At 46.2% G+C, this 16,276-nt stretch carries 19 protein-coding genes; 16 read left to right on the top strand and 3 right to left on the bottom strand.

Annotated elements, in window-relative coordinates:
* The 16 genes from B3M51_RS00135 to B3M51_RS00060 all read left to right on the top strand — a co-directional run.
* Positions 1 to 215, top strand: a 215-nt coding sequence (locus B3M51_RS00135) for an EscU/YscU/HrcU family type III secretion system export apparatus switch protein (protein ID WP_292756017.1), incomplete at its 5' end; no start/stop codon positions are given.
* Between the two features lie 3 nt (positions 216 to 218).
* A complete protein-coding gene (flhA, locus tag B3M51_RS00130) occupies positions 219 to 2,297 on the top strand; it encodes a flagellar biosynthesis protein FlhA (RefSeq protein ID WP_292756014.1) in 2,079 nt (692 codons plus the stop codon).
* Positions 2,298 to 2,312: 15 nt separating this feature from the next.
* Positions 2,313 to 3,515: a flagellar biosynthesis protein FlhF gene (flhF, locus tag B3M51_RS00125; protein ID WP_292479957.1), complete on the top strand. Its 1,203-nt coding sequence runs from the start codon at positions 2,313 to 2,315 to the stop codon at positions 3,513 to 3,515.
* Positions 3,508 to 4,380: a MinD/ParA family protein gene (locus B3M51_RS00120; RefSeq protein WP_014708082.1), complete on the top strand. Its 873-nt coding sequence runs from the start codon at positions 3,508 to 3,510 to the stop codon at positions 4,378 to 4,380. Before flhF ends, B3M51_RS00120 begins: the two co-directional genes overlap by 8 nt.
* 1 nt (position 4,381) lies before the next feature.
* A complete protein-coding gene (locus B3M51_RS00115) occupies positions 4,382 to 5,110 on the top strand; it encodes an RNA polymerase sigma factor FliA (RefSeq protein ID WP_414673417.1) in 729 nt (242 codons plus the stop codon).
* A 16-nt stretch (positions 5,111 to 5,126) separates the two neighbouring features.
* Positions 5,127 to 5,516, top strand: a complete 390-nt coding sequence (gene cheY, locus B3M51_RS00110) for a chemotaxis response regulator CheY (RefSeq protein ID WP_169697805.1) — start codon at positions 5,127 to 5,129, stop codon at positions 5,514 to 5,516.
* 18 nt (positions 5,517 to 5,534) lie between these two features.
* A complete protein-coding gene (locus B3M51_RS00105) occupies positions 5,535 to 6,266 on the top strand; it encodes a protein phosphatase CheZ (RefSeq protein ID WP_292353657.1) in 732 nt (243 codons plus the stop codon).
* A 12-nt stretch (positions 6,267 to 6,278) separates the two neighbouring features.
* Positions 6,279 to 8,288 (top strand): chemotaxis protein CheA, encoded by a 2,010-nt coding sequence (locus B3M51_RS00100; RefSeq protein ID WP_292756010.1) that lies wholly within the window; start codon positions 6,279 to 6,281, stop codon positions 8,286 to 8,288.
* An 8-nt stretch (positions 8,289 to 8,296) separates the two neighbouring features.
* The gene (locus B3M51_RS00095; RefSeq protein WP_292479963.1) at positions 8,297 to 9,334 is read left to right on the top strand and encodes a protein-glutamate methylesterase/protein-glutamine glutaminase; all 1,038 of its coding nucleotides are present in this window, start codon (positions 8,297 to 8,299) and stop codon (positions 9,332 to 9,334) included.
* A 3-nt stretch (positions 9,335 to 9,337) separates the two neighbouring features.
* Positions 9,338 to 10,078 carry a flagellar motor protein gene (locus B3M51_RS00090; RefSeq protein ID WP_292479965.1) on the top strand — a complete coding sequence of 247 codons (741 nt, stop codon included), beginning with the start codon at positions 9,338 to 9,340 and terminating at the stop codon, positions 10,076 to 10,078.
* A gap of 4 nt (positions 10,079 to 10,082) precedes the next feature.
* Positions 10,083 to 10,994 (top strand): flagellar motor protein MotD, encoded by a 912-nt coding sequence (gene motD, locus B3M51_RS00085; protein ID WP_292756007.1) that lies wholly within the window; start codon positions 10,083 to 10,085, stop codon positions 10,992 to 10,994.
* Positions 10,991 to 11,788, top strand: coding sequence for a ParA family protein (locus tag B3M51_RS00080; RefSeq protein WP_292479969.1), 798 nt, complete (start codon positions 10,991 to 10,993; stop codon positions 11,786 to 11,788). The genes motD and B3M51_RS00080 overlap by 4 nt, the downstream gene beginning before the upstream one ends.
* Complete coding sequence (locus tag B3M51_RS00075) at positions 11,781 to 12,362, top strand: chemotaxis protein CheW (protein WP_292756005.1); 582 nt, start codon at positions 11,781 to 11,783, stop codon at positions 12,360 to 12,362. Before B3M51_RS00080 ends, B3M51_RS00075 begins: the two co-directional genes overlap by 8 nt.
* A 99-nt stretch (positions 12,363 to 12,461) precedes the next feature.
* Entirely contained in the window at positions 12,462 to 12,941 is a 480-nt protein-coding gene (locus B3M51_RS00070) for a chemotaxis protein CheW (RefSeq protein WP_014708092.1), read from the top strand.
* Between the two features lie 6 nt (positions 12,942 to 12,947).
* Positions 12,948 to 13,130, top strand: a complete 183-nt coding sequence (locus B3M51_RS00065) for a hypothetical protein (RefSeq protein ID WP_292479974.1) — start codon at positions 12,948 to 12,950, stop codon at positions 13,128 to 13,130.
* A gap of 18 nt (positions 13,131 to 13,148) precedes the next feature.
* Entirely contained in the window at positions 13,149 to 13,535 is a 387-nt protein-coding gene (locus tag B3M51_RS00060; RefSeq protein WP_292479976.1) for a DUF2802 domain-containing protein, read from the top strand.
* A gap of 34 nt (positions 13,536 to 13,569) precedes the next feature.
* On the opposite strand, the gene B3M51_RS00055 is transcribed toward B3M51_RS00060, so the two are convergent.
* The 3 genes from B3M51_RS00055 to B3M51_RS00045 form a co-directional block, all read right to left on the bottom strand.
* A complete protein-coding gene (locus tag B3M51_RS00055) occupies positions 13,570 to 15,381 on the bottom strand; it encodes a putative bifunctional diguanylate cyclase/phosphodiesterase (protein WP_292756002.1) in 1,812 nt (603 codons plus the stop codon).
* Between the two features lie 212 nt (positions 15,382 to 15,593).
* Positions 15,594 to 15,872 (bottom strand): EscU/YscU/HrcU family type III secretion system export apparatus switch protein, encoded by a 279-nt coding sequence (locus tag B3M51_RS00050; protein WP_292400125.1) that lies wholly within the window; start codon positions 15,870 to 15,872, stop codon positions 15,594 to 15,596.
* On the bottom strand, positions 15,869 to 16,276 hold a 408-nt coding region (locus B3M51_RS00045; protein WP_292756000.1), incomplete at its 5' end, for a flagellar hook-length control protein FliK. The genes B3M51_RS00045 and B3M51_RS00050, both read right to left, overlap by 4 nt.

Here is a 16,276-nt window from a genome sequence, read left to right as displayed (position 1 = left end):
ACGAAGTGCCCATTATCTCTGCTCCTCCACTGACCCGAGCCGTTTATTACAGCACGGAAATCGGTCAGGAAATTCCTTCTGGTCTATATATTGCAGTAGCCCAGATATTGGCGTTTGTCTTCCAATTGAGACGTTATAAAAATACGGGCGGTAACAAGCCAAATCTCAATACGGAAGACTTGCCAATTCCGGATGAATTTAAACGAGATGAGTAGTCAATGGAGAATACAAGCCTGACAAGCCGTTTAGGTGGAGTGTTAAACGGTAATGTCGCGACACCAATGTTCCTGGTGGCATTGCTGGCCATGGTGGTCATTCCCCTCCCTGCGTTTATGCTGGATATGTTATTCAGCTTTAATATCGCCTTATCACTGACCATCGTCCTGGCCAGTGTTTATGTGAGAAAACCCTTACAGTTCGCTGCATTCCCAACCATACTGCTGTTAGCAACCCTGCTAAGACTTGCTTTGAATGTCGCTTCTACCCGTATTGTTCTGCTTGAAGGACACACCGGTACAGCCGCCGCCGGGCAGGTTATCGAAGCATTTGGTGAGTTTGTTATCGGTGGTAACTATGCGGTAGGTCTGGTCGTTTTTGCCATTCTGGTTATTATCAACTTCGTGGTAGTCACCAAGGGTGCGACGCGTATTGCTGAGGTTAGCGCCCGGTTTACCCTTGATTCAATGCCCGGTAAACAAATGGCAATTGATGCTGATTTGAACGCCGGCTTGATTGATCAGGATGAAGCCCGTCGTCGTCGTGAAGAAATCATGCAGGAATCAGATTTTTACGGTTCGATGGATGGTGCCAGTAAATTTGTTCGCGGTGATGCTATTGCCGGCATTCTGATCCTGTTTATCAATATCATCGGTGGTTTTGTTATTGGTGTTCTGCAACATAGTCTTAGCTTTTCTGAAGCAGCACATAACTATACCCTGCTGACAATTGGTGACGGTCTGGTCGCCCAGATACCTTCATTACTGCTTGCTGCCGCTGCAGGCTTGCTGGTTACCCGCTCTACCGCTGATCAAGATATTGGTGAGCAGATTTTCTCTCAGTTGTTGAAAGAACCCAAAACCCTCGCCATTACCTCGGGCATTATCGGCGGCATGGGTTTAATTCCCGGGATGCCAAATGTCCCGTTTTTACTGTTGGCCGGTGCCGGTGCTGGCAGTGCCTGGTTGATAGCACAGCGTCAAAAAGCCGCCACACTTGCTGCAGCTCCAGCACCGCAACAAGAAGCCAATCGAGAACAGCGTGAACTGAGTTGGGATGATTTAAGTCCAGTTGATCCGATTGGGCTGGAAGTCGGTTATCGCCTGATCCCACTGGTAGACAAGAATCAGGGCGGCCAATTGATGAATCGCATCAAAGGTATTCGCAAAAAGATTTCTCAGGAAATGGGCTTCTTAATTCCACCGGTGCATATCCGCGACAATCTGGATTTATCGCCCACCGCATATCAAGTCACCTTATTTGGTGTGACCTTTGGTGAGTCAGAGGTCTATCCGGATCGCATGCTGGCAATCAACCCCGGTCAGGTATTCGCTCAATTAGAGGGTATCCGTACCAAGGATCCAGCTTTTGGTCTGGATGCCATCTGGATTGAACCCAGCCAGCGGGAACACGCCCAGGCACAGGGTTATACCGTGGTCGATGTTGACACAGTAGTAGCTACCCATCTAAGTAAAATTCTGCAGAATCATGCTCATGATTTACTGGGTCGCGAAGAAGTGCAGCACCTGCTGGACAATCTTGCCAAAACAGCGCCTAAACTGGTGGAAGGTCTGGTACCCGATACTGTTCCATTAGGTACCGTACAAAAAGTGCTGCAAAACCTGCTGCAGGAAAACATTCCAATTCGTGACATTCGTACCATCAGCGAAGCCATTGCCGAACAGGCGGCACGCAACCCCGATCCTGAGGCAATCACTGCTGCAACGCGAATGGCTCTGGCACATTCTATCGTGCAGCACATAAATGGCACCCAACCTGACCTGCCTATTATCACGCTGGATCCAGAGCTGGAACAGATATTGCTAAAAACATTACAGGCATCAGGAGAAGGTGGCGCAAGTCTGGAACCGGGACTCGCAGAAAATATGCATAAAAATCTGCAAGAAGCGGCTCAACGACAGGAAATGTCGGGTGAGTCAGCGATTTTGGTGGTTCAGGCGGGTTTAAGGGGTTGGATTTCCCGTTTTATCCGTCACGCGATTCCAGGACTGCATGTGCTTTCCTACAACGAGATACCTGATGATAAACAAATACGCATTGTGGCAAATGTGGGTCGATAACAAGAAGGTGATGTGATGAAAATTAAACGTTTCCAGGCGGCAGATGTACGTCAGGCTATCCGCGAAGTACGTGAAGTACTTGGTCCGGATGCCGTTATCCTCTCTAATACACGCGTTGATGGTGGCGTGGAGATTGTAGCGGCTACAGATTACGATGAGACGCAATTCCGTCGTCAGAATAATGTCCCCCGTCCCGCAGCTGTCGCAGAAGAACCCAAAATTGAAATCGATCCTGCTCAACCGCAAGCACCTGCTTATGTTGCCCCGCAACAGAATATCTGGTCGCAGGAACCCACTCTGGTTCAGATGCGCAAGGAAATTGCCAGTCTGCGGGATATGCTACAAAACCAGCTATCTGATTTAACCTGGAAGGATATGGCAAGACAAAGTCCAACCCAGATGCAAGTTCTGCAACGGCATATGCGCATGGGAACAGATGTTGAACTCGCTAAACAACTGGTTACAGCCAGTCAGGGAATTGATGATCTGGAAACTGCCTGGCGTCAATCATTAGGCAAACTGGCGGCGCAGATCCCATTATCAGATCAGGATATTATCGAAAAAGGCGGCATCATGGCGCTGGTCGGACCGACTGGCGTCGGAAAAACCACCACTATCGCCAAACTGGCAGCGCGTTGTGCATTGAAACACGGTGCTCGCCAGGTGGGTCTGATTACCACGGACTGCTACCGAATCGGCGGTCAGGAGCAACTGCGTAGTTATGCCCGTATATTGGGAGTATCTTTACGAGTCGCGCGAAACCATCAGGAACTGGGTGAAGCACTGAACGATATGCTTGATCGGCGCTTTATACTGATCGATACTGCAGGTATGAATCCGCGTGATATGCAATTAACACAAAAAATAGCTTTGTTAACTCAGCATTCTCCCCGCATCCGACATTTCCTCACGCTGTCTGCAACCACCCAAAATTCTGCTCTGAATGATATCATTAAGGCGTTTTCGCACCTTAAATTAAGCGGCTGCATTCTGACTAAAACCGATGAGAGCAGCAGTCTGGGAGGCGCGGTCTCTGCAATAATTCGTCATCAACTGCCTTTGGCCTATATCTGCGATGGTCAGCAAGTACCTGAAGATCTCGGTCTGGCACGACCCAACAGTTTGGTGAATCAGGCCAGTGAGTTGATGCAATCTGAACAACAAGCACTGGATCCTCATACAGTATCCAGTTACGGAGGTTTTGCCGCTTATGGCTGATGCACCCCTGGACCAGGCAAGTGGTCTGCGAAAAATGACTCACATTCCGAAGCCGGTAAAAGTAATTGCTATTGCCAGTGGTAAAGGTGGTGTGGGTAAAACCAATGTGACAGTAAATATTGGTGTGGCACTTGCTACTCAAGGGAAAAAAGTCGTTCTACTCGACGCTGACCTGGGTTTAGCCAATATCGATGTGATGCTTGGCTTACACCCGCAATTCAATCTATTGCATGTTCTGGAGGGAGATAAAAGCCTGAAAGAAATTATGGTCGATGGGCCGTCAGGACTACAGATTATTCCGGCGGCTTCCGGCGTAAAGAAAATGGCTGAACTCAGCCCGGCTGAACATGCAGGTATGATTCAAGCTTTCAGTGAGCTCGATGATCATATTGATATCCTGCTTATCGACAGCGCAGCAGGTATTGCTGACAGCGTCGTCAGTTTTACCAAAGCGGCGCAGGAAGTCATCGTTGTTGTCTGTGATGAACCTGCCTCAATTACTGATGCCTATGCATTAATTAAATTACTGAGTCGCGAACATGGGGTTGAACGATTCCATATTATTGCCAATATGGGACGCAGTATTCAGGAAGGTCGTGAATTATTCGATAAAATCTCACTGGTTTGCGATCGCTTTTTGGATGTAACCTTAAACTTTATGGGAATAGTGCCTTTTGATGAAGATCTTCGTCGGGCTGTGAAAAAGCAACGTTCAGTGGTCGAGTTTTTACCACGCAGCAAATCTGCCACGGCATTTCAACATCTGGCAAAAAAAATTGATTACTGGCCGGTAGCCAAACAACCGAGGGGAAATATGGAATTCTTTGTTGAACGTCTGATACAGGCCAGTCTGGAAGCAGGTTAGGATGATTGGAGTAAGCATGTATTCCAGCCAAATATCAGAACTCACTCAGCATCAGCTGATTGAACAGCATGGTGGCCTGGTTAAACGTATCGCTTATCATCTGGTTGCCCGCTTACCCCACACAGTTGAAGTGAATGATTTAATCCAGGCTGGCATGATTGGTCTGCTGGATGCTTCCCACCAGTATAAAGCCAGTCAGGGTGCCAGCTTCGAAACGTATGCGGGTATTCGAATCCGTGGTGCGATGCTTGATGAAATTCGTCGCAATGATTGGGCACCACGCTCGGTACATCGTAAAGCACGTGAAATCGCTGAAGTCATGCATCAGCTTGAACAACAACTTGGCCGTTCACCAATGGATTTAGAGGTGGCGGATGCATTGGAAATGACACTAGATCAGTACCACCAGCAATTACAGGATGCATCAGGGCACCAGATATTCAGTCTGGATGATATGACTGATAATCAACTGACCGATGGTGACTCATTCGGTGGTGATGATGTCGGCCCCGCTGAAATCACCGAGAATAACAATTTTGAACGCGCGCTGGCAGAAGCGATAGACGGTCTGCCGGAACGTGAGCGGCTGTTAATGAGCCTGTACTATAATGAAGAATTAAACTTAAAAGAAATTGGTGAAGTACTCGGCGTCAGTGAGTCACGTGTCAGTCAGATCCACACTCAAACCGTGGTGAGATTGCGTAGTAAACTTCGCGATTGGATGCAGTAATTTTGGGAGGTATACCTTGGATAAAAATATGAAAATCCTCATTGTGGATGACTTTTCTACGATGCGACGGATTATCAAAAATCTATTACGTGATCTTGGCTTCAATAACACAATTGAAGCAGATGATGGTTTAACCGCCCTGCCCATATTGAATGCAGGTGGTATCGATTTCTTGGTAACCGATTGGAATATGCCCGGAATGCAAGGAATTGACTTGCTCAAAACTGTGCGAGCCGATCCCAAGTTAGCGACTTTACCCGTGTTAATGGTTACTGCCGAAACAAAACGGGAACAAATCATTGAAGCCGCCCAGGCCGGCGTCAATGGTTATATTGTTAAACCGTTTACGGCCGCGACATTAAAAGAAAAAATCGAAAAAATATTCGAACGTATCAACGCCCAATAATCCGCTGGAAAGGAATTTATGGAAGCTCTGAATAAAGCAGAACAACTTGAAGCCGCCCAGGCCCTTATTAATGCGATTGAACAGGATGACGAAGATCGTATTAAAACTGAATTAATGGCTCTCACCAATGCTCGCGAAAGTGCATTATTTCAGCAAATTGGCAAATTGACTCGTGAGCTGCACGAAGCATTAAATAACTTCAAAGTAGATGCCCGACTGGTAGATCTGACGCACAACGATATGCCGGATACCCGGGATCGCCTGAACTACGTTATTCAAACAACTGAAGAAGCTGCACACAAAACGTTAGGTTATATCGATAAAACCCTGCCTTTGGCTAATGAATTGAAACAAACTGCCGCTAAGCTCAATGAAAGCTGGCAACGCTTTCGAAATCGGGAGATGTCAGCAACAGAATTCCGTGATTTGAGCCGGGAAATTGAAGCTTACTTACCTGTGGTGAATACGCATGCTGGAGAGATCCACAATAACTTATCTGAAATGACGCTGGCACAGGGCTTTCAGGACTTAACCGGACAAGTTTTACGCCAGGTCATTGGACTGGTCGAAGAAGTTGAAAACAATCTGGTAAAACTGGTTAAGGTGGCAGGACAATCTCAGCAAAGTGGAGAGACGAAACAAGTCGATCCATTAAAAGCAGAAGGACCGCAGATAAATGCTAAAAATAAACCGAATGTGGTCAACAACCAGGACGATGTGGATGATTTGTTATCCAGTCTTGGTTTTTAGAAGGACAGGAGCATGGCCTTAGATACAGATGATGAAATTCTGCAGGATTTTCTGGTTGAGGCAGAAGAAATACTGGATGGGTTGAATGAGCAATTGGTTGCTCTGGAAACACAGCCACAGGATAAAGATTTACTTAACTCCATTTTTCGGGGCTTTCACACTATTAAAGGTGGCGCTGGATTTTTAAGTCTCGAAGCTATGGTAAACCTGTGTCATAAAGGCGAGGATGTATTTAACCTGTTGCGTCAGGGGGAACGCCTGGTTGATGCAGACATGATGGATACCTTTCTTAAGGTTCTGGATATTCTTAACAGTATGTTTGCTGAGGTCAAAGCCGGCTCCTATCCAACGGCAGCGGATCCAGTCATAATCGATCAACTGGCGGCTTATTTATCTGGTGAAGCCCCTCCCACTGCTGCTGAACCTGAAGCAGAGCCTGAACCGGCTCCTGAACCAGAAGTGAGCCCTCCGGCTGCTGATAACAATGTGGCCAGTGATGACATAACGGATGACGAATTTGAGGCGCTACTGGATCAGTTGCATGGCAACGCCGCTCCAGGCATTAGTCCACCTGCAGATCCTCCTAAAGCCGAATCAGCCAAATCAACTGGTGACGATGAAATCTCCGAAGAAGAATTTGAAGCGCTTCTGGATGAATTACAGGGAAAGAAACCAGCTCCTAAAACCACAGCTCCACTCGTAGCAAAACCTGCTGCCGAAGTCGCTAAACCTGTCAGTCCAGAAAAACCTGAACCTCAGGCCAAAACTGCTGATGATGAGGATGTAGTAACAGCGGTAAAACCAGCAGCATCTGCTGCTTCAGCCGCACCGCAAGCAGCAAAAGCTCCAGCGGAAACCAGTGTGCGCGTTGATACTTCACGACTGGATGACATCATGAATATGGTGGGCGAACTGGTTCTGGTACGAAATCGAATTAATACGCTTGAAGCGGCCTTTGAAAATGAGGAAATGGCCAAAGCCGTCAATAATCTGGCCGTAGTAACTGGTGACCTGCAAACCGCGGTCATGAAAACGCGGATGCAACCGATCAAAAAGGTATTCGGCCGTTTCCCTCGTGTGGTACGGGATTTGGCTCGCAGCCTGAAAAAAGACATCAACCTAGAATTACGTGGCGAAGAAACCGATTTAGATAAAAATCTGGTAGAAGCCCTGGCCGATCCCTTGGTGCATCTGGTTCGTAATGCTGTCGATCATGGTGTAGAAATGCCTGATGTACGTGAAGCTGCAGGCAAACCAAAACAAGGGCAAATCGTCCTCGCTGCCGCTCAGGAAGGTGATCATATTCTGTTGACTATTTCAGATGATGGCGCCGGAATGAATCCTGAAGTATTACGCCGTAAAGCTGTTGAAAAAGGCATGATGGATGAAGAAGCTGCTTCACGTCTGACCGAATCAGAATGTTTTGCATTGATATTTGCACCAGGCTTTTCGATGAAACAGGATATTTCTGATATCTCCGGTCGCGGTGTCGGTATGGATGTGGTCAAGACCAGTATTTCCAAACTCAATGGTGTCATTGATATTCAGTCGGAAATAGGCAAAGGCACTACACTTTCTATAAAAGTCCCGCTAACACTGGCGATCATGCCCACATTAATGGTGATGCTGGGAAACCAGATATTTGCCTTTCCACTGGTCAGCGTGAATGAAATTTTTAATCTGGATTTGAATAAAACCAATACCGTTGATGGTCAGCAAACTGTTATTGTTAGAAACAAAGCTCTGCCATTATTTTATTTGCGTAAATGGCTGAATAAAAACGATGTCACAGAGCGAAAGGCAACAACCGAACATGTCGTTATCGTCAATGTCGGCACACGAAAGGTCGGTTTCGTTGTTGACCAGTTGATTGGACAGGAAGAAGTGGTTATCAAGCCTCTGGGAGCCTTACTGCATGGCACCAAAGGCTTTGCAGGAGCGACCATTACTGGCGATGGACGTATTGCACTGATTCTTGATTTCCCAGAGTTAATGAATACCTACGCACATCGAAATTATTAAGGATATTTGTGACTGTTAAGGTACTGATTGTTGATGATTCAGCATTTTTCCGCCGGCGACTGACTGAAATCATTAATGCCGACCCACGGCTTGAAGTTATTGCCAGTGCCGCTGATGGTATGGAAGCAGTCGAACTGGTATCTCGCTACAGGCCCGATGTTATTACCATGGATTTGGAAATGCCTTTGCTGGATGGCATTGGGGCAGTTAAAAAAATCATGCGCCGTCGCCCTACCCCGGTGCTTATGCTTTCAACCTGGACCACTGACGGTGCCAAAGCCACACTAGAGGCATTAGATGCCGGTGCTATGGACTTTCTGCCAAAACGTTTTGAAGATCTGGCACAGGACAAAGCCAGCGCCCGGCAAAAATTATGTGACCGTATCAATTTTCTGGCAACTCATTCAAAGCCGGAAAAACATACCACTGCCATCAAAACGTCAGAATCACCGGTTACCATAACACCACTTGAAAAGAAAAAAATTGAACTGGTGGTTATCGGCACATCAACCGGTGGGCCTGTTGCTTTACAAAGTGTATTGTCCCAGTTGCCAGCAGAATTTCCGTTTCCGATTATTCTATTGCAGCATATGCCTGCAACGTTTACCCCCTCTTTTGCTGAACGACTGAATTCCCAGTGTCAGATCAAAATTAAAGAAGCTCAGCAGAATGATTCCTTAAAACCAGGAGTGGCTTATCTTGCTCCGGGTGGGCAACAACTGATACTTAAAGGCCGTCGTGGACAGCTTTATCTGCAGGTCGAAGCTGGTGCCGAAAGTGCGACATACCGCCCTTGTATTGATGTCACACTGGAATCAGTTGCTCAGATTTGCCCAGCACAGACCTTGACGATAATCCTTACCGGTATGGGAGCTGATGGTTGTGAGGGGGCGATAAAAATGCATCAGAAAGGCTCAACCGTATGGGCACAGGATCAGCAGTCCAGTACCATCTATGGTATGCCTATGGCGGTCGCCAAGGCAGGTGTGGCTGATAAAATTCTCAGCCTGGCTGAAATCGGCAAACTACTGACGGCACTTAAATAAGCGATGGATATCCTTAGCATCCTGGGGTTATTGATTGGGTTTGGTGCCATTATTGTCGGTCAGTATCTGGAAGGCGGTCATCTTGATACCATTCTTAATGCGGTGGCATTATTAATTGTATTAGGCGGCACACTGGGGGCCGTAATGCTTCAGACACCGATGAATACATTTTTGCGTGCATTGAAAATGACCGTATGGATATTCAAGCCACCCCAGCAATCGGCTAAACGTTTACTGGAAAAGATTCTCGACTGGAATCAAATCGCCCGACGTGAGGGGTTACTTCGCCTTGAGGCTATGGCCATGGAAGAAACCGATATCTTTACCCAAAAAGGGCTGCAACTCATTGCGGATGGTGCCGAGCCGGAAATCATTCGTGAAATTCTGGAGACCGATCTCGATATCATGGAGAACAATGATCTGCAGGCCGCTAAAGTCTATGAGGCCATGGGAGGTTATTCACCCACCATCGGTATCATTGGTGCGGTGTTAGGGTTAATTCACGTCATGGGAAATCTGGCAGATCCTTCCTCACTTGGGTCAGGCATTGCCGTGGCATTTGTTGCAACCATTTATGGTGTCGGGCTGGCCAACTTATTGTTTTTACCAATAGGGAATAAACTCAAGACTTTGGTACAACGCCGTACCCAATTACAAATGATGTTAATTGATGGCTTGATCAGTGTGGCTGATGGTGACAATCCACGTAATATCGAAAGCCGTCTGCAGGCTTATCTGGGTTAATACTATGGCCCGTAGAAAGCGTCATGAAGAACACGAAAACCATGAACGCTGGCTGGTTTCATATGCTGACTTCATCACCCTGCTATTTGCGTTTTTTGTGGTGATGTATTCTATTTCTTCAGTTAACGAAGGTAAATATCGGGTGCTATCAGAGACACTGGAGAGCGTTTTTTCACAACCAACCCGCAGTGAGGACCCCATTCAAATTGGCGAAGTCAGCCGAGGACAAGGCGAACGAGTAGCTTCGCCGGGTAAACCAGAACTACCTGACTTTGAAATTGAATTACCGGAACTCCCCAAGGAACGTCCACCCGTTTCCGAGCAGAGCATCCGAACGATTAATGACATTTCGCAACAACTCAGCAGTGCACTTGCCGATTTGATTACCAACGAAGATGTCAGCATCAAACAAACTGAAGACTGGCTGGAGGTGGAAATCAATTCCAATTTTCTGTTTGCCAGCGGTGATGCGCGTTTGGCACGTGAAGCTGTGCCTGTGATTGGTCAGATTGCAGATGTACTTTCACCCGTTGCCAACCCTCTGCAGGTAGAGGGGTTTACTGATGATCAGCCGATCAATACGCCACGATTTCCGTCAAACTGGGAGTTGTCTGCAGCAAGGGCCGCCAGCGTTGTGAATTTACTGGATCGTTTTGGCATTGAGCCGGGACGAATGTCAGCTATTGGTTATGGAGAGTTCAAACCGATAGCCGATAATGAAACGGAATTGGGCCGTCAAAAAAACCGTCGGGTTGTTCTTGTTATTCTGGGCAGCTCGGAAAGTCGGAGGACACTTGAAGTGTTTGATCAATTTAATCGCTCTGCAACAGAGCCAGAAAACTCAAGTAGTCCCATTACTGACACCTTGTCATCGCCGTTGATGGTGCCCGCCGGTAATGGTGAAGCATCTCCATGACGGTCTGGGCGATTGCCAATCAGAAAGGTGGCGTAGGCAAGACCACTACGGTGGTGAGTCTGGCCAGCCACCTGGCGTTGAAGGGCCATTCGACGTTGCTGCTGGATATGGATCCACACGGATCATTAACCACCTATTTTGGTTTTGATCCGGACAATATCGAAAACAGTATCTACACCTTATTCCAACACGCAGAACAACAACCACTGAATGCCATATTCAAAACGCTGAAGAAAACCAGTCAGGAAAATATGTACATATTACCGGCTGCCACTGCGATGGCAACGTTGGATCGCCAACTGGGCATTCAAAGTGGCAAAGGTTTAGTGATACAAAAAACTCTACAGCAACTTAAAGACCGTTTTGAATATGTACTGATTGACTGCCCTCCAATGCTGGGGGTGTTGATGGTGAATGCACTGGCTGCATGTGATGAGCTGTTAATACCGGTCCAGACTGAATTTCTGGCCTTAAAAGGGCTTGAACGCATGTTGCACACTCTGCACTTGATCAATCATTCCCGTCAGCACAAGCTTCCATATCTGATTGTGCCGACCATGTATGATCGTCGTACTCGGGCTGGCACCCAGACATTGCAAAAAATGCAAAAAGACTACGAAGATAATCTTTGGCAGGATGCGATTCCGATAGATACGCAATTTCGTGATGCCAGCAAATCAGGCATCCCCCTGCCTGCACTCAACCCTGAAAGTCGGGGTAGCATGGCGTATGAACGTCTAATGAAGAAACTCACCAAAGCCTCAGCAGTGGCAAAGTCAGATAAGAATGTCTAAGCCGACACAAATAAAAGAACCAAAACAAGCGTTAGCAGCCTATCTGCAGGAGTTATTGCTGGACAGTGAACCAGAAACTCTTGAACAGGTAGCTGCTGAGGTAGAACAGACAAAACCTGTTGCCGAACCCGAAATCTTTGCCGGCATCGAAAATTCGCCAGATAAACATCTGCAGGCATTATTATTCGAGGTGGCAGGAATGCAGCTTGCATTGAGTCTTGACGAACTGGATGGCATTGAAAACTGGCCAGAGGATGGGTTATCGCAAATTCCCGGGCATCCAAGCTATGTCGTTGGCACCCTTAGTCGACCTCAACAACATACCCAAGTAATTGACCTAACAACATTGATCACCAATCAATCAAGTAATTCAGATAACAACCGATACATATTATTAATAGATAATAAACAATTGGGATTGGCCGTCTCTGCGATACGTCATGTGGTCAAGCTTGAGGGTGATAATGTGCGTTGGCGGCGTGAACCAGGTCAGAGACCCTGGCTGGCGGGTATGTTAATGTCTCCACTGAGTAGTATTATTTCGTTACCCGAACTGTTAAAAATACTACGATAACAAGTAAAATTGGCACAGACTGTGCTTTGATGAATATATAAAAATAGCGTCATAAAATTGGCATTAAACTTGGTCAATTTTTTGAATAAGGAAAAAACCATGAGCGAGCAAGATAATCAGGCCGGAGATGATCCTATTCTGCAATGGGTTACCTACCATTTGGAACAGGAAGTCTATGGCATCAATGTGATGCAGGTTCAGGAAGTATTGCGCCCAACTGAAATAGCTCCAGTACCTGGAGCACCTGATTATGTGCTGGGCATCATCAATCTGCGCGGTAATGTGGTGACCGTCATTGATACTCGCAAACGGTTTGGTCTGCCTTCCCGCGAAGCTGACGAAGATTCGCGCATTATTATTGCCGAAGTCAGTGGTAACGTTATTGGCATGTTAGTCGACAGCGTCGCTGAAGTCGTTTATTTACATCAATCAGAAATAGACACTGCACCTAATGTCAGCAGTGACGATAGTTCGCGTTTTATTCAAGGCGTATGTAACCGCGATAAAACGTTATTGATTCTGGTAGACGTTAACAAACTGCTGAACGATGACGAAATCGCTGATATCGCTAGTTTCTGATGTGACATGGCTGACGAAATTCATCCTGCTCAACCACTTGTTCCTACAACAAGAGTGGATATTCCTGCAGATGAAAAACGCCGCCATAAACAGAACGAGCAGGATGATAATCATGCCGATGATAATGAAAAAGAAAATAAACAGCCAAAACGGCCACCTAAAACCGGCATTATTGATGAATATGTGTGATATCTCAGGAGATGTATCATGATGGTATACGGCTTATACAGTTTGGTTGGATTGTTGGGGATTATTCTACTGGTCACCAGCTACCGTTTCTTTCGCTTGAGCCGCTCCCAGGCGAGCCAAATCAGTGCCCTACAGCAACAGTTATCTGCTTTATGCAGTGCTGCAGTAGGCTCGGATGAGCGTATTGTTCGCTTTGAACAAACCCTGATGAAAATACGTGAGCAGCAAAACAGTATGGATTTGGGACAACCTCAACAACAAAGTTATGAGCATGCCATTCGCCTGGCAAGAAAAGGTGTTGATATCAATCAGCTTATTGATAATTGCAATCTGAGTGAAGAAGAAGCTTTGTTGATTACCCGTTTGCATGGAGCACAGCGTCAGTCCGTAACCGATTTGCATTAGGGCTTGTTTATATTTTTATTGGGTAAGACTAAAGCTAAGATTTATTAGGCAGAGCCCGTTGCGGCTTACCAATTAAATAGCCCTGCACAAAGTCCACACCGAATTCCTGCAACATCTTCAGCGTCTCCCTGTCCTCAACAAATTCAGCTACCGTTTTTTTGCCGAGACTGTGTGAAATATCAATCATCGATTTCACCAATAATTGATCCACCGGGTCATTATGCAAATTGGTGATAAAACCACCATCAATTTTCAATATATCTACCGGGAAATGTTTTAAATAGCTGTAAGAATTGAAACCGGCACCAAAGTCATCCAGTGCGAAGCGGCATCCCAAATGTCGCAGACGATCCACCATCTGTTTGGTTTGTTCAAAATTGGATATGGCTGACGTCTCAGTAATTTCAAATACAAGACGCGAAGGATCGGCACCGGTTTCCAGCAGTTTGCGTTCCACCAGAGGATATAAATTCTGATCGAGGAAAATATTGCCCGATAAATTTACCGCCAGTGCTGTGTCACTAGGTATGTGCCTTAGCAATTCAAATGCATGATTGACCACCCACAAATCAATCTGGTGAATTAACCCCATTGCCTCAGCAACGGGAATAAAATCCTGTGGGTAGTAGAGTTTGTCGCCCTGTCCACGCATTCGAATCAAACACTCGTAGTGATTGATTTTTTTCTCTTTCAGCGAGTAAATGGGCTGAAATTCCAGAACAAATTTTTCTTGTTTCAATGCCGCACGAATTCTTGGTGCCCATTCGACACTGTGTCTTAATGCATACATCTCACGATCTGCCGGGCTGTATACATGCACCCGATTGCGACCACGTTTTTTGGCGGTATAACAGGCCTGATTGGCATGTGAAAGAATTTCTCCTACCGTCGAGGCATCTGCTTCGGAAATGCATTTAACACCGATACTGGCTGATAAATGATACTGGTGATCATGAAAAGTAAAACTATAGCCATCAAACAGGTCTCGTAAACCTTCTGCCCGCGTTACGGCGGTTTCTGGGTCGATTGTGTCGACTAATACCGCAAACTCATCAGAACCGATTCGAACCAGTGTGTCACGAACTTTAAAAAATCCCCGCAACGAATTTGCAACCTGTACCAGTAAGCTATCACCTGCCTCATGACCCTCAGCGTCGTTAAGAACCTTAAAGCTATCCAGATCAATATAAAATACCGCACTACTGGTATGAAAATTTCTCACCTGGGTTAAGGTGATTTCAAGTGCCTGTTCCAGGCGACGCCGATTTGCCAGTCCAGTCAAATCATCATGATTTACTGAAAATTGCAGTCGGGCTTCCATCACCCTTAATTGGGCATTTTCGTCTTCAATCTGTAGTTGACGGAGATAGTAATGATCGCGTTCACGCTTGGTAGCCAGAGTTGTCATAACCGCTGGCGGCAATGACTCAGCAGTAAGCGGGCGATATAAAAGCGAAGTCACACCATGTCCCAAATCAGTCAATAACTGGTTATGGTTCCACTGGGATTTTTCGGTTAGGGCGATAACCGGAATGCGCCGCCATTCATCAAACTGATCCAGTTTCAGTCGCAGTTCACGAGCATTACATTCACCCAAACGACAATCCAGAATAATTAAATCAATATCACATTGGTCATCATTAATGTTATTGCGCAGTACTTGCATCAGCTTTTCTGAACCATTGGCACTGGTGATGTTAGTAAATCCACTAAGTGACAACATGGTTTGCAGAAAAGCCAGATCAGAAACGCGTGTCCCGCTAACCAGAATTCGTGCCGCCAGTAAATCATTAACCTCCGCAGCAGATATTGGCGCCGTCAGGCTCTGCTCGGATGTCTTTGACACCTGTGACTCAATTGTTAGCAGTTTATTCATCTGTTCTGTATGCGGTTACTTTTGACCGGTTTTAGAGATACATGCAGATGAAAATAGCGGTTTTATATTTTAAAATCAACACTTAATGTGATTTTTATAATGCGATTTATAAAGTATTGAAGAAATTTAGCCGTTATAAGCTCAATGATAATGGTTCGATATAGATGAATTGATAAAGGAATTTAACCTTTTTCTTTGGGAAACTTTCCTGAAACAATATAGGCATAGGCAATCACTTCAGCGATTACCCGATATAAAGCTTCGGGTATCGCTTCGCCTAGCTGCATATCTTTAAGCATGTCCGCTAACGCTGCATCTTCACGGAGCGGAATATTATGCTGTTTGGCAATGCGGATAATTTCAGCGGCAATATCGCCTTCACCGCTGGCGGTCACTGTCGGTGCATTATCACCATCATAATGCAGTGCAATTGCTCGTAGTGGCTGCGTTTGCTGTTTCATACCGAAATATCCAGTAATGCATCTGAGTTGGCTGTCTGCGTCACCGGCGTTAACCATTTCACCGGGGCACAGTGACAACTTAATTGTTGCACCTGTAGATCAAGTGCCGCTAATTTTTCACGTAATAAATCGATATTTTCCTCCAGCAAGGCTACCGCAATGGGATCTTCTGCCGTTAATGCCACACTGACGACACTTGATTGCAAGCCTATCGATGCCCGAAGTTTACCAAGGTTTTGCGTTTCCAGATTCAGTGTGACCTGCCATTGTTCTTCATCTTGCTGGTTCTGCTTGCCCCCCTGCTGAAACTGTAACTGCATCCACTGTAACTGTTGTTTGTCCCGTAGTGGCACATCCATTAACCAGACCTGCTGTTGGGTTGGGCTATCCGCCTCCCTTACCAT

It is taken from the genome of Methylophaga sp. UBA2689 (assembly GCA_002354555.1).
Classification (GTDB): domain Bacteria; phylum Pseudomonadota; class Gammaproteobacteria; order Nitrosococcales; family Methylophagaceae; genus Methylophaga.
Note: the sequence above shows the minus strand (reverse complement) of the source record. Positions and strands in the feature narration are given on the sequence as shown.

Bases quoted from the DNA above. Each gene is read 5' to 3' on its own strand.
- B3M51_RS00100 (WP_292756010.1), top strand. From the start codon at position 6,279: ATGGCCTTAGATACAGATGATGAAATTCTGCAGGATTTTCTGGTTGAG.
- motD (WP_292756007.1), top strand. From the start codon at position 10,083: ATGGCCCGTAGAAAGCGTCATGAAGAACACGAAAACCATGAACGCTGG.
- B3M51_RS00105 (WP_292353657.1), top strand. From the start codon at position 5,535: ATGGAAGCTCTGAATAAAGCAGAACAACTTGAAGCCGCCCAGGCCCTT.
- B3M51_RS00115 (WP_414673417.1), top strand. From the start codon at position 4,382: ATGATTGGAGTAAGCATGTATTCCAGCCAAATATCAGAACTCACTCAG.
- B3M51_RS00065 (WP_292479974.1), top strand. From the start codon at position 12,948: ATGGCTGACGAAATTCATCCTGCTCAACCACTTGTTCCTACAACAAGA.
- flhA (WP_292756014.1), top strand. From the start codon at position 219: ATGGAGAATACAAGCCTGACAAGCCGTTTAGGTGGAGTGTTAAACGGT.
- B3M51_RS00090 (WP_292479965.1), top strand. From the start codon at position 9,338: ATGGATATCCTTAGCATCCTGGGGTTATTGATTGGGTTTGGTGCCATT.
- B3M51_RS00060 (WP_292479976.1), top strand. From the start codon at position 13,149: ATGATGGTATACGGCTTATACAGTTTGGTTGGATTGTTGGGGATTATT.
- B3M51_RS00080 (WP_292479969.1), top strand. From the start codon at position 10,991: ATGACGGTCTGGGCGATTGCCAATCAGAAAGGTGGCGTAGGCAAGACC.
- B3M51_RS00120 (WP_014708082.1), top strand. From the start codon at position 3,508: ATGGCTGATGCACCCCTGGACCAGGCAAGTGGTCTGCGAAAAATGACT.
- flhF (WP_292479957.1), top strand. From the start codon at position 2,313: ATGAAAATTAAACGTTTCCAGGCGGCAGATGTACGTCAGGCTATCCGC.
- B3M51_RS00070 (WP_014708092.1), top strand. From the start codon at position 12,462: ATGAGCGAGCAAGATAATCAGGCCGGAGATGATCCTATTCTGCAATGG.
- B3M51_RS00050 (WP_292400125.1), bottom strand. From the start codon at position 15,872: ATGAAACAGCAAACGCAGCCACTACGAGCAATTGCACTGCATTATGAT.
- B3M51_RS00075 (WP_292756005.1), top strand. From the start codon at position 11,781: ATGTCTAAGCCGACACAAATAAAAGAACCAAAACAAGCGTTAGCAGCC.